Raw genomic sequence first — 18,506 nt, 5'->3', positions numbered from 1 at the left:
TTCACCCGCGCTGAACGTAACCCTTGCCGTAATGCCTTTCCATCCGCGCCTGGATCAGTTCCAGGCCGATGGACAGCAGCCAGTAGATCAGCGCCGCGGTGCTGAGCATTTCGATATAGCGGTAGCTGGAACGGCCGTAGGACTGGGCCAGGAACATCACTTCCCAGACCCCCATTACCGAGATCAGCGACGAGTCCTTGAGCATCGAGATGAACTGGTTGGTGGCCGGCGGAATGATGGTGCGCATGGCCTGGGGCAGGGTCACCTGCCAGAAGATCGCGCTGTCGCTCATGCCCAGGGCCAGGGCGGCCTGGCGCTGGCCTTGGGGCACGCCGAGGATGCCGGCGCGGAAGATCTCGCTGAGGTAGGCGCCGTAGTTCAGCGACAGGGCGATGATCCCGGCGGTAATGGCGCCCGGCACCACCCCCAGTTGCGGCAGGCCGAGGTAGATCAGCAGGATCTGGATCAGCAGCGGCGTGCCGCGAAAGAACGAGGCGTAGAAGCTGGCAATCCCGAAAGCCACGGCGCTTGAAGACAGGCGTGCCAGGGCGGTGATGAAGCCCAGCAGCGACGAAGCGACGATGGAGCAGGCGCAAAGGAACAGGGTCAGCGCCGCGCCCTGGAGGAAACCACTGGGGGACAGGTGCAGGCCCAGCAGGTTCGGCAGCTTGTCGAGGATGATCGAGAACTTCAGGTCGAAGCTCAGGAAGAAGCTGGCGAACAGCACCAGCAACGCGGCCCAGGTCAGGTACAGGCGGGTGCGAAAGCCCAGCAGGCGCTTGAGCAGCGGTGCAGCCACCGATTGTGGTGGCTGCGGCGGTGGCGTGTAGGCGGTCATTGGCTGATGTCGGCGCCGATCCATTTCTGCGACAGCTTGCTCAGGGTGCCGTCCTGCTTCAGCTGGGCGAAGACTTCACGCACCTTGGCATTCCACTGGGCATCGCCTTTCTCGATGGCCACCGAGTTGGGCTCGGCGTACAGCGGCTCGCCGGCCAGCTTGAAGCGCGAGTCCTGGGTCAGGCGCGGCTGGGCGGTGACCAGGTTGGTGAGGATCGCATCCAGGCGCACGCCCGGGCCCAGGCCGAGGTCCTGGAAGGCCACGTTGTCGGTGTCGTAGGGAGCGATCTGCACATTCTCGAAGGGGTATTGCAGGTGGGTGTCCTCGGCGCCTTCGATCACCAGGTTCTTGTTCAGGTAGCCCTCGTAGCTGGAGGCGGCGGTGAGGCCGACCTTCTTGTCGCTCAGGTCCTGGGCGCCGTGGATCCGTTCATCCTTGGCGTTGACCACGATTACCGCCGGCGAGGCGTAGTACTGCACCGGGAAGTCGAAGACCTCGGCGCGGGCCTTGCTCGGGGTCATGGAGCAGATGCAGATGTCGTAGCGCCCGCTCCAGCGTCCGGCGGCGATCACATCCCAGGACGGGGTTTCCAGGCGCAGCTTGACGCCGAGCTTGTCGGCCACGGCCTTGGCCACGTCGACGTCGAAGCCGTCCAGCTGGTTCTGGTCATTGAGGAACGAGAAGGGCGGATAGCTTTCCATCAGCACTCCGACCAGCTCCTTTTTCTGCTCGATACGTTCCAGGGTGGCGCCGGCGAAGGCTTGGGAAGAGGCGGCGAGAAGGGTCAGGCCGAGGGCCAGCAGCGGTTTGAAATTCATCGGAATCCTGACTGAAAAAGAGTTGTTATTAACCGAATGGTGCGTATTTAATAGTTATAAGAACGACTCCGGTAGTGAGTTATTTTCATAAGCATATGAGTAAAAAGCATATGGGCGCAGGCAATACGGTAATTCTCGATGGCGGTATGGGGCGTGAACTGCAGCGTCGCGGGGCGCCGTTCCGGCAGCCTGAATGGTCGGCCCTGGCGCTGAGCGAGGCGCCCCAGGCGGTTGAGGCGGTGCACGCGGCCTATATCGACAGCGGTGCCAACGTGATCACCAGCAACAGCTACGCGGTGGTGCCGTTTCATATCGGCGAGGAACGTTTTGCCGCTGAAGGCCAAGCCCTGGCGGCTCTGGCCGGTGAGCTGGCGCGCCGCGCAGTAGAGGCCTCCGGCAAGCCGGTGCGGGTCGCGGGTTCGTTGCCGCCGCTGTTCGGTTCCTATCGCCCGGACCTGTTCGATGCGTCCCGGGTCGAGGAAGTGCTGAGCCCGCTGGTCAAGGGCCTGTCGCCTTTCGTGGACCTGTGGCTCGCAGAAACCCAAAGCTCCATCGCCGAGGCGCGGGCTATCCACGCCGGCCTGCCCAAGGACGGCAAGCCGTTCTGGCTGTCCTTCACCCTGAAGGACGAAGAGGTCGACGAAGTGCCGCGCCTGCGTTCCGGCGAACCGGTGGCAGAAGCGGCGGCAGCGGCGGCGCAGTTGGGCGTGCAGACCCTGCTGTTCAACTGCAGCCAGCCGGAAGTGATTGGTGCGGCAGTGGATGCGGCTCGTGAAACCTTCGAGCGCTTGGGGGTGCAGATCCATATCGGCGTGTACGCCAATGCCTTCCCGCCGCAGCCCGAGGATGCCACCGCCAACGATGGCCTGTGCCCGCTGCGTGAAGACCTGGACCCGCCGGGTTATCTGCAATGGGTGGCGGACTGGCACCAGCGCGGTGCCAGCCATGTGGGCGGTTGCTGCGGCATTGGGCCGGAGCATATTGCGGTGTTGGCGCAGAAGCTCGGTTGAGTCCTTCGCCGGCAAGCCGGCTCCTACACAGGCCTGTAGGAGCCGGCTTGCCGGCGAAAATCCCGCTTACCCGCGACACTCCGCCAGCGACTTGAGCTGCCCCGAGCCGCTCTGGTTCTCATCGCTGAGCCATTGCTCGAAACCCTTGGCAATCACCGGCCATTCCCCATCCAGGATCGAGAACCACGCGGTATCGCGGTTCTCTCCCTTGGCCACCATGTGCTGGCGAAACACCCCTTCGAAGCTGAAACCCAAGCGCTGTGCGGCACAGCGCGAGCGCTCATTGGCGTTGTTGCACTTCCACTCCAGCCGCCGGTAACCCAGGGCGAAAGCTTCCTTGGCCAGCAGGTACACCGCTTCCGTGCTCTTTGGCGAACGCTGCATGGGGGAGCCGAAGGTCACGTGGCCGATCTCGATGCGGCCCTGGGCCGGGACGATGGACATCAGGCTGATGATGCCCTGGGCCTGGCCGCTGGCGCGGTCGATCACGGTAAAGAAATACGGGTCGCTGGCGGCGGCATGGCCACTGAGCCAGGCATCGAACGCTGCGCGCTCGGGGAAGGGGCCGTAAGGCAGGTAGTTCCACAGCACCGGATCGGCGCCCGGGCCTTGCAGCACCTGGAACAGATCGTCGCCATGGCGCGCCGGGTCGAGCCTTTCCAAACGGATGAAGCGCCCATCAAGCAGGGTGGCCGAGGGGGCGGGAACGCCTTTCCAATCGGCGAGTGAAATCGACATGCAGTGGCTCCTTGGCAACTCAGAGGGGTTTGCGGAACTGGATGAAACCCGGGCGCTCGGCGATGCGCTCATACAACTGGATGGCCGTGGCATTGGTTTCGTGGGTCAGCCAATGCACCTTGGCACAGCCGTCCTGCTTGGCCTGGGCGTAGACGAACTCGATCAGCTGGCGGCCCACGCCGGTCCCGCGTTGGTCCGGGGTCACCAGCAGGTCCTGCAGGTAGCAGGAATTCTCGATGCTCCAGTTGGAGCGGTGGTAGATGAAATGCACCAGGCCCACGGCGCGCTCGCCGTCCCAGGCCAGGGCCGCGTGGGTGGGTTCGCTGGGGTCGAGAAAGCGCTGCCAGGTGCTCTGGGTCACGGCATCCGCCAGCTCGGTCTCGTAGAAGCGCAGGTAGGCCTGCCACAGGGGCAGCCAGGCGCTGTGGTCGGCGGCGGTAACGGGGCGGATCTGGATCTGGCGCATGAAAGCTCCTTTATTGTTCTGGACGAAAACCTAGCTCATCAGTCGGGACAGTTGCTGGTCGCGCAGGTCGGCGCTGGCCGCGAGGCCTTCGCGCACCCCGGCGATATCCTCGGCGCTGCGGTTCTGGCTGAGCTTGCGCTTGCCTTCCAGCCGCTGGATCGGCAAGGCAAAGCCGACGATTGCCCGGAGCATGCCCTCCAGGTAGTCGGCGGGGGCATCTGTCACTTGCCAGGGTTGGGGGCGGCCGGCTTCGTGACGCTCGGTCAGGCCCCCCACCACCTTGAGCAGCCGCTCCGGGTCGCTGAATACCTCAGGCTGGCCATAGGCGTGCACTGCCACGTAGTTCCAGGTCGGCACCACTTTGCCGTGCTCGGCCTTGCTTGGATAGAACGAGGGGCTGACGTAGGCATCCTCGCCCGTGAAGATCACCAGCGCCTCGGCGCCAGCGGCCAGTTCGGCGCATTGCGGGTTGGCCTTGGCCAGGTGCCCGTAGAGGGTGCCATTGGCCCCCTGTCCGGGGTCCAGCAGCAGGGGCAGGTGGCTGGCCTGCAGGCCCAGGGCGCCCCAGGTCACCAGGGTCGCCAGGCGGCTGCCCAGGATCAGTTGCTGCAGGCGGGCGAGGTCTTCATCGACGAAAGCGCGGGGTAGGTACATGTAAAAAAATCCTTGGCGAGTGGCTGCATCCTAGGCAGGCTAATGGTTCGTTGTAAGAGCCATCTCTGGTCTATTTTTTAGGTCCAATTGCCCGGGTGAACCTCGATGAACAGTGCCGTACCCCCGTTGTCCTTCAATCCGGCCGGCATCGAGCTGGACCGCCGCCAGGGCCTCAGTCGCCAGCTGTACCAGGCCTTGCGACAGCGGGTGCTGGACGGGCGCCTGGCCAGTGGTACGCGCCTGCCTGCCAGCCGCGACCTGGCCGCCGCCCTGGGGATTTCCCGCAACAGCGTGGTGCGGGCCTATGACCAGCTGTACGCCGAGGGTTTTATCGAAGGGCGGGTCGGTGACGGCACCTATGTGGCGCAATTGCCGGAAACCCGATTGCCGATCAAAAAACTATCCACAAAACTATCCACAGGGTTTTCAACAGGCTTACCCACAGGGTTATCCACAAAACAGGCAGAAATGGCTGGTGATTTATCCAGTAAAGTTATCCACAGCAGCGGCTGGCAGCGCCTGCAAACCCATCATTTGAGTACCCCGCCCAAGGGGCCGCCACGGGCTTTTCGGGTTGGCGTGCCAGCCTTCGATCTGTTCCCGTTCGAGGTCTGGGCCAAGCTGAATGCGGCTTTCTGGCGCAGGCCCGACCTCGGGCAATTGTGCTACGGGGACTCGGCGGGCGATCCGCGGCTGCGCAGCCTGATCGCCGCCTACCTGCGCAGCGCTCGGGGCCTGAACTGCACGGCTGAACAAATTGTGATCACCAGTGGCGCGCAGCAGGGCATCAGCCTTTGTGCACAGCTGCTGGTGGAGCCCGGCGACCGGGTGGCTGTGGAAAACCCCGGCTACCGCGCCGCGGGGCATGCCTTCGCCCTGGCGGGTGCGCAGTTGCAGGGCGTGGCGGTGGACCAGGAGGGCATCGACTGCCGCCAGCTGGAGCAGCTGGACAGCTGCCGCCTGGCCTATGTCACGCCGTCCCACCAGTACCCCACCGGGGTGATCATGAGCCTGGCCCGGCGCCTGGAGCTGCTGGCCTGGGCCGAACGCAGCCAGGGCTGGATCATCGAGGACGACTACGACGGCGAGTACCGCTACAGCGGTGCGCCCCTGGCCCCCCTGGCGGCGTTGGACCGCCAGGGCCGGGTGATCTACGTCGGGACCTTCGGCAAGGTCGCCTTTCCGGCCCTGCGCCTGGGCTACCTGGTGCTGCCGCCGACCCTGGTCCAGGCCTTCGCCCAGCGCCGGGCGGTGGACGTGCGCCATTCCGAGGTCAGTACCCAGGCGGTGATGGCCGAGTTCATGGCCGCCGGGCACTTCCAGCGGCATATCCGGCGCATGCGCCGGGCGGCCCTGAGCCGGCGCAACACCTTACTGGCGGCCTGGCCGCAGGCGATCGGCGGCGTCGGGCCGCTGCCCGGCGTGGCGGCGGGGCTGCACCTGACGGTGCGGGTGGACAGCCTGGCGCGGGAACAGGAACTGCTGGCCCAGGCCGCGAGTGTGGAGGTCGAGGTCGCCGGCCTGAGCAGCTACTGGCTGCCGCAAACCACCTTGCCCGAAGACCAGCGGGCCGGGCTGGTGCTGGGCTTCGCGGCTGTGCCGGAAGCCGACATACAGGCTGCGGTAAGCCGTTTGCGCCAGGCCTGGCGGGCCTGACGCGGTATACTCGCGAGCATTTCCCGCGCGAGAACCCCCATGAGCCAGACCCTCTCCCTGGCGCCTGAACGCAAGTTCGGCGCCCCGCTGTTCGCCTTGCTGATGCTGGTGGCCGGTGCTCTGTTCCTGCAAGCCCAGGTGGGTGCCCGCCAGGTGCTGCTGTTGCTGCTGGGCGCTGCCCTGGGGCTGACCCTGTACCACGCGGCCTTCGGCTTCACCTCGGCCTGGCGGGTGTTCATCCGCGACCGGCGTGGCGCCGGCCTGCGAGCGCAGATGGTCATGCTGGCCCTGGCGGTGCTGCTGTTCTTCCCCGCGCTGGGGGCGGGCAGCCTGTTCGGCCAGCCGGTGGTGGGGCTGGTGGCGCCGGCCGGTGTCTCGGTGATCTTCGGTGCCTTCATCTTCGGCATCGGCATGCAGCTGGGCGGCGGTTGCGCCTCGGGCACCCTGTTCACCGTTGGCGGCGGCAATGCGCGGATGCTGGTGACCCTGGCGTTCTTCATTTGCGGTTCGCTGATCGCCACCCATCACGTCGACTGGTGGTTTGCGCTGCCGTCGCTGCCGCCCATCTCTATCGTCCAGAGTTTTGGTGTAGGCCCGGCGCTGGGCCTGAGCCTGTGCCTGTTCGCGCTGATCGCGGTGCTCACCCTGACCCTGGAAAAGCGTCGTCATGGCAGCCTTGAAGCTCCGGTCACCAGCGAGCACCAGGGCTGGCGCCGGCTGCTGCGCGGCCCTTGGCCGCTGGTCTGGGGCGCGGTAGCCCTGGCTCTGCTGAACTTCGCCACCCTGGCCCTGGCGGGGCGCCCATGGGGCATTACCTCGGCGTTCGCCCTGTGGGGCGCCAAGGTTGCCAGCGGGCTGGGGGTAGACGTAGGCAGTTGGGTGTTCTGGCAGGGCGCGGCGAATGCCAAGGCGCTGGCGGCACCGGTGTGGCAGGACATCACCAGCGTCATGGACATCGGCATCGTCCTGGGTGCCTTGCTGGCGGCAGGGCTGGCGGGGCGTTTTGCCCCCAACCTGAGAATCCCCACCCGTTCCCTGGTGGCGGCGGTAATCGGCGGCCTGCTGCTGGGCTACGGTTCGCGCCTGGCCTATGGCTGCAACATCGGCGCCTACTTCAGCGGCATCGCCTCCGGCAGCCTGCATGGCTGGCTGTGGCTGGTGGCGGCCTTCATCGGCAACGGCGTGGGCGTGCGCCTGCGGCCCTGGTTCTTCGCCGAAGAGCGCAGCCCCCAAGGCCTCACCGGCTGCTAAACGCCACTGTGTAGGAGCCGGCTTGCCGGCGAACAGCGGCGACGCGGTCTATCACCCGCCGCGTCCTCGTCGTTCGCCGCCCACCAGAACACCGCCCGTGTGCTTGCGCCGGATCAGGTTCCGGACTTGATCTTGGTCCAGGCCCGGGTCCGCGCCCGCTCTGCATCACGGGGCAACGGCTGCAGCGTGTACAGGGTGCTCATGGCCGCTTCTGTCGGATACAGGTTGGGGTTATTGCGGATCGAAGGGTCCACCCGCTCGGTGGCATCCTTGTTCGGGTTCGGGTAACCGACAAAGTCGCTGACCGGGGCAATCACCTGGGGCTGCAGCAGGTAGTTGATGAAGGTGTAGGCATCTTCCGGGTTCTTCGCGCCCTTGGGGATCGCCAGCATGTCGAACCAGATCGGCGCGCCTTCCTTGGGCAGGCGCATGTCCACGGTCACGCCGTTCTTGGCTTCCTTGGCCCGGTTGGCAGCCTGGGAGAAGCTCCCCGAGTAGCCCACCGCCACGCAGATATCGCCATTGGCGATGTCGGCCATGTACTTGGACGAGTGGAAGTAGGTGATGTACGGCCGGATCTTCATCAGCAGCGCTTCAGCCTTCTCGTAGTCCGCCGGCTTCTTGCTGTTGGGGTCCAGGCCCAGGTGCTGCAGGGCCAGGGGCAGGATTTCCGACGGCGAATCCAGCAGGGCCACGCCGCACTGCTTGAGCTTGCTGATGTTCTCTTCCTTGAAGATCAGGTCCCAGCTGTCCACCGGCGCCTTGTCCCCCAAGGCGGCCTTGATCTTGTCCGGGTTGAAGCCGATCAGGATGGTGCCGTACATGTAGGGCACGGCGAACTTGTTGCCCGGGTCGTTGGCCTCGATCAGCTTCATCAGCTTGGGGTCCAGGTGGTTCCAGTTGGGCAGCTTGCTGCGGTCCAGGGGCTGGAACACCCCGGCCTCGATCTGCTTGGCCAGGAACACGTTGGACGGCACCACCACGTCATACCCGGAGTTGCCGGTGAGCAGCTTGGCCTCCAGGGCTTCGTTGGTGTCGAAGATGTCGTAGACCAGCTTCACCTGGCTGTTCTGGGCCTTGAAGTCTTCCAGGGCCTTGGGGGTGATGTAGTCGAACCAGTTGTACACCCGCAGGGTGCGTTCTTCGGCGTGGGCGGCGGTCCCCAGCAGGCTGGCGCACAGGGCGGGGATCATTAAGCGTTTGAGTCTTTGCATGATGCGAATCCCTCACTGGGCGCTTTGGAAGCCTTCGAGAACGTTGACGGCGTTGATGCCGATTTCCTCTACCGCATAACCGCCTTCCATGACGAACAGCGTCGGCTTGCCGAGGGCGGCGATGCGCTTGCCCATGGCCAGGTAGTCCGGGCTGTCGAGTTTGAATTGCGAGATCGGGTCGTCCTTGAAGGTGTCCACGCCCAGGGACACCACGATGATGTCGGCGTCATAGCGCTGGATTTCGTTGCAGGCCTGTTCCAGGGCCGCGCTCCACGCATCCCAGCCGCTACCGGCGGCCAGTGGGTAGTTGAAGTTGAAGCCTTCCCCGGCGCCTTCGCCGCATTCGTCGGCATAGCCCAGGAAGAACGGGAACTCGGCTTCCGGGTGGCCGTGGATCGAGGTGAAGAGCACGTCGCTGCGCTCATAGAAGATCGACTGGGTGCCGTTGCCGTGGTGGTAGTCGACGTCGAGGATCGCGACCCTCCTGTGGCCCTGATCGAGGAACGCCTGGGCAGCAATGGCGGCGTTGTTCAGGTAGCAGTAGCCGCCCATCAGGTCGCCGGCGGCGTGGTGTCCCGGTGGCCGGCACAGGGCGAAGGCACTGTGGGCGCCATTCTGGATATGGGCCTGGGCGGTCAGCGCCACCTGCGCCGCGCTATAGGCCGCCTGCCAGGTGCCGGCGGTGATCGGCGCGCCGCCGTCGAAGCTGTAGTAGCCGAGCTGGCCGTGGAGGCTGGTGGGAATCACGCTGCGCAAGGTACGCGCCGGCCAGGTGTAGGGCAGCAGGTCGCCGTCGATGCCCTGTGCCGCCCAGCGCGCCCAGGCGCCCTTGAAGAAGTCCAGGTAGGCCCGGCTGTGGATGCGCTCGATGGGCTCCAGGCCGAAGTCCTTGGGTGCCTCTACCGGCCCCAGGTTTTGATGTTTCACCCGATCCAGCACGTGGTCGGCCCGGGAAGGCATTTCGAAGCAGGGCATCAGTTGCCCGTCGATGAGTTCGCAACGGCCGTGGTGCAGGTGGTGATCGTCCGAGTAGATCGTCAGCATTTTCTTGTTCTCCGCAGGCTGATTCGGTGGATCACAGTCTTGCGGGGCGCGGGGTTTGGGAGAACGGCAGGAGCGGCCAAAAGGGGATTGATGTGGCCAAAGTGTTTGACCGAAATTCGCCCCTTAAAGAGGCATGGCGCCCCGTTGCGGGGCGCCATCCGGTTTCAGCTGGCAGGCGGGGTAGGGGCGTAGCGCTGCAGGACCTTGAGCATGTCCTCGCGTTTTTTCCGGGCAATGGCTTCCAGCAATATTGCGTAGCCCTTTTTCTCGCAGTGCTGGCCGACATTCGGGTCGGCGCCTTTCTCCAGCAGCAGGGTGAACATCTCCAGGGTGTCCTGCTGGCTGACGGAGGGCGACTGGGCGTCGGCGGAGGTCTTGTCGGCGACCAGGGTCAGCAGGCTTTCGCCGACGGGCTGGTTGTTGCAAACGGCACGGCCGTAGCTCAGGTTGAGGTTGGCGCCGGCCGCTATCAACTGCTTCATGGCCACGTAGTTGTTGCCCGAGAAGGCCCGGTACAGTGCGGTTTCGCCGTCATTCTTGTTGCGCAGGTCGAGGTTCTGCGGGTACTGCAGCAGCCAGCTGAAGCCTTGCAGGCTGCGCTTGTTCTCGGCCATCTGCATCAGTGGCGTCACGCCCTGGCTGTCGGGTTCGTCGATGGCCACGCCAGCCTCGATGAGGAACTTCAGGCGCCCGCCCTGGCTCAGGTCGGGGCTGTCGCCCAGGTCGCGGCGCATGGCCAGGGTCGCCAGGGTGGTCCAGTTGTACAGGCCGCTGGTGTGGGCGCCGTGCTCCAGCAGCAGCCGGGCGATATCCAGGTGCGGTGCGTCCAGGGCGTGCAACAAGGCGCTGCGGCCATCGTCGGCCATGACCTCGCCGCTGATGCCACTGGCCAGCAGGCGCTGCACTTCGCTCAGGTCGCCGGTATCCACCGCGTCCACCAGCGGCCAGAAGGCCTGGCAGTCCCGGGGATTGGCGGCGTTAAGGCCCAAGCGCTGCAGCACCCGGGGCGGGATGCTCATCTGGCGCTTCAGGCGCAGGCCGCAATACACCCGGTAGCCCTCGATGGCCCGGCCCTGGTGGATGTTGTCCTGCGTGCGTTGTTGGTAGATCGCCCAGTCCAGGTCCGCCAGGTTGAGGTAGGTCGGCATGCGCCCCGGGTCGCGGCGCAGCACCTCCTTGAGCCAGGGGCGGGCGGTTTGCAGCTGCCCGGCTTCGCTGGTCCAGTAGGCGATGTCGTTGAGCAGGCCGGCGTATTCACGGCGCTCGGTGGCGATGCTGCGAAAGTCATGGGTGACGAAGAAGTCTTCCACTTCGCGGATGCCCGGCAGTTTGTCCTTGGCCGTGCGCAGTTGTTCGTGCAGCGCGCGGAACTCTTTCCACAGGCTGTCCGGGGTCGAGGCTGGCGCTGGCACAAAGGCGTTGACGGTGATCGGCCCGCTGCCTTGGGTGAAGGGGCGGAACCACGGCGGGAAGGTCTCCAGGGCCTGCAACCACTGCCGCCCGGTTTCCTCGCTGATGGGTTGCAACGGGGTGAATTCCATCTGGCCAAGGTCCTGGCGGTGACTGATGGCCAGCAGCGGGTGTTGCGGATCGCGCTGGTCGATCAGCAGGTAGCGCCCGCTAAGTTGCCACTCGGATGGCTCCTTGCACTGGAAGCTCAGGGGCGTCAGGGTGATGCCGGGGACCAGGCTGTTGCTCGTGGGCCAGATGTCGTTGACCTGGATGTCATCGCCCGGGGACACACAGGCCCGCAGCTCTTCAGGGCTGAACAGAGCCATCGGCGGCGACTTGTAGACCCGCTGCCGGTACTGCAGGTCCTGATAGGCATTGAAGTAGAACAGCCCGCGGTACTGGCTCAGGACAATCCGCAGCGGCATCCGCGCCAGGCCCGGCAGGGGGAACGGCTTGAGCTCCAGGGTGGCGGTTTCCGGGTAGTCGAGGACGAAGTTGCGGCGCATTCCCGACCATTTGAACCAGGCCAGGTCCAGGTCGAAGGCCTGGGCCACGGGAGTGGCAGCCAGCAGTGTCAGCGCCAGGCCAAGCCCGCGAATGCCGATGCGCCGGGCGATGGCGCCTGAGAATAGCTTCAACGTTGCAGTCCCTTGCCGATAGAAAGCTCGGCAATGTAATGCAATCGGCACTGTTGTGCCGGGCTTTGTTTCAGAGGCGCAGCGGGTTCGGCGCCACGCCTCAAAGACGAAACGTCGTCGCCGGCGGTGGCGGCGCAAAGCCTTGCAGCACCTTGAGCATGTCGTCGCGCTTGCGCCGGGCCATGATCTCCAGCAGCCAGGTGTAGCCGTTGTTCTTGCAGTAGCGGCCGACGTTGGGGTCGGCGCCACGTTGTAGCAGCAGGGTGAACATGTCCAGGCTCTCTTGCTGGCTGACCCAGGGATTGATGACTTCGGGCGAGCCCTGTTCGGCGACGATCATCAGCAGGCTTTCGCGAATCGGCTGCTGTGCGCAGAAATCGCGGCCGTAGCTCAGGTTGAGGTTGGCACCGGCCGCCACCAGTTGCCGGGCAGCAGCGTAGTTGCCTCCCTTGAGCGCCAGGAATAGCGCGGTTACGCCGTCTGGCCCGCTGCGTTTGTCGAGGTCCTGGGGGTGCAGCAGCAGCCAGTTGAAGCGCTCGATGTCCTCGCGGTTTTTCGCCATTTCCTGCAGCGCGGTGCCACCCTGGGCGTCCTGCTCATCGATGGCGGCGCCGGCCTGCAACAGGAACCCAAGGCGCTTGGCCCGGTTCAGGTCGGGGTTGTCCTTGAGGTCGCGGCGCATGGCCAGGACCACCTGGGTTCGGCCGTTGTACTGGCCGTCGGGGCGGGCGCCATGGGCCAGCAACAGCCGGGCGATGTCCAGGTCTGGCTTGTCCAGCGCGTGCAACAGCACCGGGCGCCCGTCGGCGGCGATGACGTCGCCGCTCAGGCCGTTCTCCAGCAGGCGCCGGACTTCGCCCGCGTCACCCTGGTCCACCGCCGTCACCAGCGGCCAGGCGCTTTGGCAGGCCGGTTCGCTGGGTGCCTCAAGGTCCAGGCGTTGGGTGACCCTGGCAGGGACCCCAAGTTGGCGTTGCAGGCGCAGCCCGCAATACAGCCGATAGTTCTCCATGGCCCGGCCCCGGTGCCGGGTGTCCGCGGGCTGCTGTTCGTACAGGCGCCAATCCAGGTCCGCCAGATTGAGGTAGGTCGGCATGCGCCCCGGGTCGCGACGCAGCACGTACGCCAGCCAGGGGCGGGCGCTCTGCAACTGGCCGGCCTCGGTGGCCCAATAGGCGATGTCGTTGAGCAGGCCCGGGTAGTTACTGCGCTCGGGGGCGATCGCGCGAAAGTCATGACGGCTGAAGAACTCTTCCACCCGGGCGATGCCCGGGGCCTTGTCTTTGGCATCGCGCAATTGCGTGTGCAACTGGCGAAATTCTGTCCAGACCTGCTCCGCGCTGGGCGGCGGCGCATAGGGCTTGACGCTGAGCTGGCCGCTGCTGGCGTCAAAGGGTTCCAGCAGCTTCGGGTACTTCTGCAGGGCTTGCAGCCATTGCTGCTGCAGTTCGGGGCTGGTCGGTTGCTGCGGGGTGAAGTCGATCCGTGCCTCGCCCTGGCGCTGACCGATGGCCAGCAACGGCCGCTGGGGATCGCGGCTGTCCACCAGCAAGTAGCGATTGCTCAACTCCCAGCCTGGGCTCTGGCAGTCGAAACTCAGCTTGGTCAGGCTCAGGGCGGCTTCCAGTTGCTTGCTCGGCGGCCAGTTGTCGGTGGCCTCAACGGGTCGCTGCTCGGGCACGCAGACCTGTAGCGCCTGGGCATCGAACAGCGGCAAGGGCGGCGACTTGTAGACTCGCTGCCGGTACTGCCCATCCGCATAGCCATTGAGATAGAACAACCCTTGGTATTGGCTGAGGATCACTCGGGCCGGCGCCTGGGCCAGCCCGGGCAGGGGAAAGGGTTCGAGTTGCAGCGTGGCGGTTTCCGGGTCGTCCAGGAGGATGTCGCTCTGCATCTCCCACCAGCGGATCTTGGACAGGTCGAACGCCTGGGCGACGGGGACGCCAGCCAGCAGCACCAGTGCCAGGCAAAGCCTGCGAATGCCGATGGCGTCTGTGAATAGGTTCAAGCGTGCAGTCCCTTGCCGGTAGAAAGGTCGGCAATGTAATGCAATCGCCAGCGTTGTGCCGGGGTTTTTGTCAGGGCCGGAACTGGCTCGGCGCCACGCCGCTCCAGCGGATGAAAGCATGGCGAAAGCTCGCGGTTTCGCTGAAGCCCAGGGCCTCGGCGATGCGGTAGATGGGCATCTGGTCTTCGCAGAGCATCTGCTTGGCGCGCTCGAAGCGCAGCTCGTCCAGCAGTTCCTGATAGCTGCACCCCAGGTCCCGCAGGTGGCGGCGCAGGGTCCGGGCCGAGCAGTTCATCTGTTCCGCCAGCCCTTCCAGGCCCGGTGCGGCGTCCAGCTGCGCCGCCAGCAACTGGCGGATGCGCCCCAGCCAGGCCTGGCGCCCGGTGAACTCGGTGTTCTGCTTGCGGCAGCGTTCGGCCATGGCCTGGTGGGTGATCACGTCCGCCAGGGGCAGGGGCTGGTCCAGCCAGCGCTGGTCGAAGGCGAAGGCGTTGCTGCTGGCGTTGAATTGCAGCGGGCAGTCGAAAGGTTCGCGGTAGCGTTGCTGATAGTCCGGGGCCGGGTAGTCGAAGCGCGCGCCCAGTAGCGGCAGGGCGTGGCCCAGCAGGTCGTCGCAGATGACCTTCAGCGACACCAGGCAGAACTCGGTATTGAACGCGGCCAGGGCCGGGCTTTCGCGGTAGTCGGCGGCGGTCAGCCAGATGCGCGAACCGTCGGTTTCCAGGCTCAGTTCGAAAAGTGTTCCCATCAGCGCCGGATAGCGCAGCGCCAGGCGCAAAGCGTCACCTAAGGTGGCACTGGTGAGCAGGGCATAGCCGAGCATGCCGTAGGAGGAAACGTGCATGCGCCGGCCCAGTTCCAGGCCGATGTCCCGTTGCAAGGCCACGGCGTTGGCGCACACCAGCATTTCCTGGTTGGTGGTGATGCGAGTGTCGGCGCGGCTCAGGTCGGCGGGGTTTATACCGCTGCCGGCCAACAGCGCGCCGCCGGCCTGGCCCTGGTCCTTGAAGGTGTTGAGGATCAGGGAAACCGCATTGAGGGTGGTGAGGTGCGAGTGCAGCATGCGCAGATTCCAGCCTGGGAAAGACCCTTAACCGGAGCAAGTTGCATGCCGCCCGCGATCAGGCCTGCGGTTTGCCGGCCAGCGACATGCGGCATTCCCGGCGTTGTGTGGCTAGTGACTTGGCGCATTGATTGGTGCAACCTGCCTGCCATTCACCGCCTGAGGTGGCGGTGCAGCAACCCCGATAAAGGACTATGTATGACCCTCATTCCTGCGCGTTCCCTGCTTCTGGTCTCCGGCTTGCTCCTGAGTTCGCTGTGCCTGGCCGAGGCTGAGCCAGGCAGCGAAAGCACCATCAAGGACTCTGCCAAGTCAGCCGTCTCGTCAGCCATCTCGGCAGGCAAGAACCTCTTGGGCGGCGTCAGCGAAGGTGTGCTCGACGGTCGCCAATCGGCGCAAGGCGTCGACGGTGCCTCGATCATTTCCTCTCGCGAGCAAATGAAAGGCCGCGTCGACGTTCAGGTGTTGAAGACTGAAGCCGTCGGCGACAGCTTCAACGTTACCCTGGGCTTCAAGAACAGCAGCGACAGCCAGTTGCGACTGATCAACCTCAAGCAGACCGGCGCCCTGCTGGCGATTGACCAGGACGGTTACGCCAACAATCTGACTGTCAGCCTCGACAACCCGGACGAAGTCACCATCCCGGCCAAGGCGGCAGTGCGGCAGAAGTTCGTGTTTGAAGGGCCGATCGAGAGCTCGAGTTCGGTGCGGGTCTGGGGCCAGGATTACTCGGTCAAAAAGTAACCTGACAGCCACCCTCTGCTCGCCGTCGAGCCGGCAGCTACCGCAGTAGCCACCGGCTCCCGAGCGCGAGCTTCAGCTCAACTCGCCACACAGATCGAGTTCCACCAGGCGCCGCACTTCGGCGCTTTCCAGCCCGGCACCGAGCAGCGCATTGAGCTTGCCGAACGCCGCTTCGCGGGTCATGCCGCCACCGGACAGCACGCCCACGCCGCGCAGGCGGCTGCCGGCTTCGTAGATGTCCAGCTCCACACCGCCTTCATGGCACTGGGTCACCGCCACCACCACGATGCCTTGCTCCTGTGCGCGCTTGAGACTGGCCAGGAACGCCGGGTTGTCGCTAGGACCGGTGCCGCTGCCGAAGCATTCCAGGACCAGGGCCTGGATGCCGCTGTCGAGCACGCCGTCCAGCAGCTCGGCGCCGATGCCGGGGAACAGCGGCAGTACGCCGACCTTGGCCAGTTGCCTGGCTTGGCGGTAATCCAGCCCGGCGGGAATCGCCTCGGCCCTGGCGCCGCCGCCATTGCGCTTCAGGGCGGCGAACGGGTGACGGCCGAAGCTGCGGATTTTCGCGCAGCGGGTCGGTGCCAGCAGCTCGCCGTGGAAGTACAGGTGCACCCCCGGGGCCAGGCCCTGGCCCAGGGCCGACAGGGCGCCGCTGAGGTTTTCCCAGGCATCGCTGTCGGGCACACCCGCTGGCAGCATCGAGCCGGTGAACACCACGGGCGCCGGCAGGCCCAGCAACTGGAAGCTCATGGCGGCGGCGCTGTAGGCCAGGGTATCGGTGCCATGGAGGATCAGCACGCTGTCGCAGCCCTGGTCCACGGCTTCGACCACCGCTTCACGCAGGCGCTGCCAGTAGTCGGGGGTCATGTTGGCGCTGTCGATCAGCGGCGCCATCTCGCGAAAGCGCCAGGCCGGCAGCACCAGCCCGGGCTGGCTGTCGAGGTAGGCGCGCATGCGCACGTCGAAACCCGAGGCCGGGGCCAGGCCGTCGGCGCTGGCCTGCATGCCGATGGTGCCGCCGGTGTAGAGCACCATGACGTGCTGGGCGCCAGGGTAGGTCGAAGGGGTCATGGGATTCTCCGAAACGGTGAGTACCTGTGGGAGCGGGCAAGCCCGCTCGCACATTTATCGCACTGTAACCGACGGGTGCAGAGGATGCGCCCGTCGTTCACCCGTCAGCGTTGCGCTGCGGGCACGCCTTGCGGCTCGGCCTCGGCGGTGGCCGAGGGTTCGGCGGGCCAGGCCTTCAGGTCCAGGTCCAGATCGGCGAACTTGCGCGAGTCGAACACCGGCTGGGCGACGCCGGCGCGGCGCTGCTCGTCGTAGTCGCGCATCACCCGCAGGCCGACCTTGAACAGCATGGCCAGGGCCACCAGGTTGACGAAGGCCAGGCAGGTCATGGTGATGTCGGCGAAGGCGAACACGGTCGAAAGGTCCTGCATCGAACCCCATACCACCAGCGCCAGCACCAGGCCGCGGAACAGCATCAGCACGGTGCGGTTGCGGGTGAGGAACTGCAGGCTGTTCTCGCCCAGGTAGTAGTTGTAGAGGATGCAGGTGAAGACGAACAGCGACAGCGCGACGCTGACGAACAGGCGACCCCAGTCACCGACCACGGCGGCCAGCGAGTTCTGGGTCAGGACGATGCCGTCGCCTTCGAAGCCCGGGGTGTAGAAGCCCGACAGCAGGATCAGCAGCGCGGTGCAGGTGCAGATCACGAAGGTGTCGAGGAACACGCTGAAGGCCTGGACCACGCCCTGGGCGCCCGGGTGCTTCACGGCGGCCACGGCGGCGACGTTGGGCGCACTGCCCAGGCCCGCTTCGTTGGCGAACACGCCACGCTTCACGCCCATGACGATGGCGCTGCCGAGCAGGCCGCCGAAGGCCGGGTCGAGGCCGAAGGCGCTCTTGATGATGGTCTCCAGCATGGCCGGCACTTGTTCGATCTGGGTGCCGATCACGTACAGGGTCACGGCGATGTAGGCCAGGGTCTTGATCGGGACCAGCAGGTCGGACACTGCGGCGATGCGCTTGATGCCGCCGATGAAGGTAATGGCCAGCAGCACCGCCAGGACGATGCCGGTGTGGCTTGGGTCGAAGGCAAAGGCATCCTGCAGCGAGTGCGTCACGGTGTAGGACTGTAGGCCGATGAAGGCGAAGCCGTAGGTGACCAGCAGCAGGATGGAGAACACCACCGCCATGCCTTTGCGCTTCAGGCCGTGCTCGATGTAGTAGGCCGGGCCGCCGCGGTACAGGCCGTCGCCGTCGGCGCGCTTGTAGACCTGGGCCAGGGTGCATTCGAAGAAGCTGCTGGACATGCCGACCAGCGCGGTCACCCACATCCAGAACACCGCGCCCGGGCCACCCAGGGTCACGGCGATGCCGACGCCTGCAATGTTGCCCGCGCCGACCCGGCCGGCGAGGCTGAGCATCAGCGCCTGGAACGAGCTGAGCTGGCCGCCGCTGCTTTTCAGGCTGTCGCGGAACACCGCGAACATGTGGAGGAAGTGGCGCAATTGAACGAAACGCGAGCGGATCGTGAAGTAGCTGCCGAGCCCGACAATGAGCACGATCAGCACTTTCCCTGAGAGGAAGTCGTTGATGACTTCGAGCATGGATTATTCCTCGCTGTTTTTTGTGTAGGCAAAAGCAGAGCAGACGGAAACATTCTGTTACACCGCTGACTGCACGCACGGCAAAGCGGTGGGGCGATTGTTCGTCCCGGTTCTCTATTCGCGGGTTGTTATTAGTTCGGGTTTCCCATGGGTTTGAGCCTCGTTACCGACGGCTGCCCACGTGAAGAGGGGGCGCACTATACCGGTGCGCGGGCTCGCCGTCTGCATGTAGCGCGTCGAGCCGAGGAACGGCAGGCTGGACGGGAGGCTGAATCGGTTCTTGTCACGCCC

16 protein-coding genes are annotated in these 18,506 nt (G+C 65.5%); 4 read left to right on the top strand and 12 right to left on the bottom strand.

The annotated features are described in order from the left end of the window. Position 1: 1 nt before the first annotated feature. Both PFLCHA0_RS30485 and PFLCHA0_RS30480 read right to left on the bottom strand, forming a co-directional pair. Positions 2–838, bottom strand: coding sequence for an amino acid ABC transporter permease (locus tag PFLCHA0_RS30485; RefSeq protein ID WP_015637531.1), 837 nt, complete (start codon positions 836–838; stop codon positions 2–4). Continuing rightward, positions 835–1,656, bottom strand: a complete 822-nt coding sequence (locus PFLCHA0_RS30480) for an ABC transporter substrate-binding protein (RefSeq protein ID WP_015637530.1) — start codon at positions 1,654–1,656, stop codon at positions 835–837. Before PFLCHA0_RS30480 ends, PFLCHA0_RS30485 begins: the two co-directional genes overlap by 4 nt. Positions 1,657–1,766: 110 nt before the next feature. Between PFLCHA0_RS30480 and PFLCHA0_RS30475 the strand changes: the two genes are divergently transcribed. Beyond that, positions 1,767–2,666, top strand: coding sequence for a homocysteine S-methyltransferase family protein (locus PFLCHA0_RS30475; RefSeq protein WP_041752699.1), 900 nt, complete (start codon positions 1,767–1,769; stop codon positions 2,664–2,666). A 66-nt stretch (positions 2,667–2,732) separates the two neighbouring features. On the opposite strand, the gene PFLCHA0_RS30470 is transcribed toward PFLCHA0_RS30475, so the two are convergent. The 3 genes from PFLCHA0_RS30470 to PFLCHA0_RS30460 are packed head-to-tail and all read right to left on the bottom strand — an operon-like array spanning position 2,733 to position 4,524. Beyond that, positions 2,733–3,404, bottom strand: coding sequence for a GNAT family N-acetyltransferase (locus PFLCHA0_RS30470; RefSeq protein ID WP_015637528.1), 672 nt, complete (start codon positions 3,402–3,404; stop codon positions 2,733–2,735). 19 nt (positions 3,405–3,423) lie between these two features. Further along, entirely contained in the window at positions 3,424–3,870 is a 447-nt protein-coding gene (locus PFLCHA0_RS30465; protein WP_015637527.1) for a GNAT family N-acetyltransferase, read from the bottom strand. 30 nt (positions 3,871–3,900) lie between these two features. After that, positions 3,901–4,524 carry an FMN-binding negative transcriptional regulator gene (locus PFLCHA0_RS30460; RefSeq protein WP_015637526.1) on the bottom strand — a complete coding sequence of 208 codons (624 nt, stop codon included), beginning with the start codon at positions 4,522–4,524 and terminating at the stop codon, positions 3,901–3,903. A gap of 105 nt (positions 4,525–4,629) precedes the next feature. Here PFLCHA0_RS30460 and pdxR point away from each other — a divergent pair, with 105 nt between their 5' ends. Next, a complete protein-coding gene (pdxR, locus tag PFLCHA0_RS30455; protein ID WP_015637525.1) occupies positions 4,630–6,180 on the top strand; it encodes a MocR-like pyridoxine biosynthesis transcription factor PdxR in 1,551 nt (516 codons plus the stop codon). A 39-nt stretch (positions 6,181–6,219) separates the two neighbouring features. Continuing rightward, positions 6,220–7,431, top strand: a complete 1,212-nt coding sequence (locus PFLCHA0_RS30450) for a YeeE/YedE family protein (protein ID WP_015637524.1) — start codon at positions 6,220–6,222, stop codon at positions 7,429–7,431. Positions 7,432–7,544: 113 nt separating this feature from the next. Here PFLCHA0_RS30450 and PFLCHA0_RS30445 read toward each other — a convergent pair whose 3' ends face one another. The 5 genes from PFLCHA0_RS30445 to PFLCHA0_RS30425 form a co-directional block, all read right to left on the bottom strand. After that, entirely contained in the window at positions 7,545–8,645 is a 1,101-nt protein-coding gene (locus PFLCHA0_RS30445) for a polyamine ABC transporter substrate-binding protein (RefSeq protein WP_015637523.1), read from the bottom strand. A 12-nt stretch (positions 8,646–8,657) separates the two neighbouring features. Beyond that, a complete protein-coding gene (locus PFLCHA0_RS30440) occupies positions 8,658–9,689 on the bottom strand; it encodes a histone deacetylase family protein (protein ID WP_015637522.1) in 1,032 nt (343 codons plus the stop codon). Positions 9,690–9,853: 164 nt separating this feature from the next. Further along, positions 9,854–11,779, bottom strand: coding sequence for an ankyrin repeat domain-containing protein (locus PFLCHA0_RS30435; RefSeq protein ID WP_041752697.1), 1,926 nt, complete (start codon positions 11,777–11,779; stop codon positions 9,854–9,856). A gap of 100 nt (positions 11,780–11,879) precedes the next feature. Further along, the gene (locus tag PFLCHA0_RS30430; RefSeq protein WP_051167119.1) at positions 11,880–13,790 is read right to left on the bottom strand and encodes an ankyrin repeat domain-containing protein; all 1,911 of its coding nucleotides are present in this window, start codon (positions 13,788–13,790) and stop codon (positions 11,880–11,882) included. Between the two features lie 70 nt (positions 13,791–13,860). Beyond that, positions 13,861–14,853 (bottom strand): AraC family transcriptional regulator, encoded by a 993-nt coding sequence (locus PFLCHA0_RS30425; RefSeq protein ID WP_015637519.1) that lies wholly within the window; start codon positions 14,851–14,853, stop codon positions 13,861–13,863. Between the two features lie 198 nt (positions 14,854–15,051). Here PFLCHA0_RS30425 and PFLCHA0_RS30420 point away from each other — a divergent pair, with 198 nt between their 5' ends. Continuing rightward, a complete protein-coding gene (locus PFLCHA0_RS30420) occupies positions 15,052–15,597 on the top strand; it encodes a hypothetical protein (protein ID WP_041120452.1) in 546 nt (181 codons plus the stop codon). Positions 15,598–15,669: 72 nt separating this feature from the next. Here PFLCHA0_RS30420 and PFLCHA0_RS30415 read toward each other — a convergent pair whose 3' ends face one another. Together PFLCHA0_RS30415 and PFLCHA0_RS30410 are read right to left on the bottom strand one after the other, a co-directional pair. Beyond that, positions 15,670–16,671 carry an asparaginase gene (locus PFLCHA0_RS30415; protein WP_015637517.1) on the bottom strand — a complete coding sequence of 334 codons (1,002 nt, stop codon included), beginning with the start codon at positions 16,669–16,671 and terminating at the stop codon, positions 15,670–15,672. 104 nt (positions 16,672–16,775) lie between these two features. Further along, positions 16,776–18,215, bottom strand: a complete 1,440-nt coding sequence (locus tag PFLCHA0_RS30410; RefSeq protein WP_011064304.1) for an alanine/glycine:cation symporter family protein — start codon at positions 18,213–18,215, stop codon at positions 16,776–16,778. Between the last annotated feature and the right edge of the window lie 291 nt (positions 18,216–18,506).

Origin of the sequence: Pseudomonas protegens CHA0 (assembly GCF_000397205.1) — a bacterium.
In the GTDB taxonomy this organism is placed as follows: domain Bacteria; phylum Pseudomonadota; class Gammaproteobacteria; order Pseudomonadales; family Pseudomonadaceae; genus Aquipseudomonas; species Aquipseudomonas protegens.
This window is presented reverse-complemented; position numbering and strand designations above follow the sequence as displayed.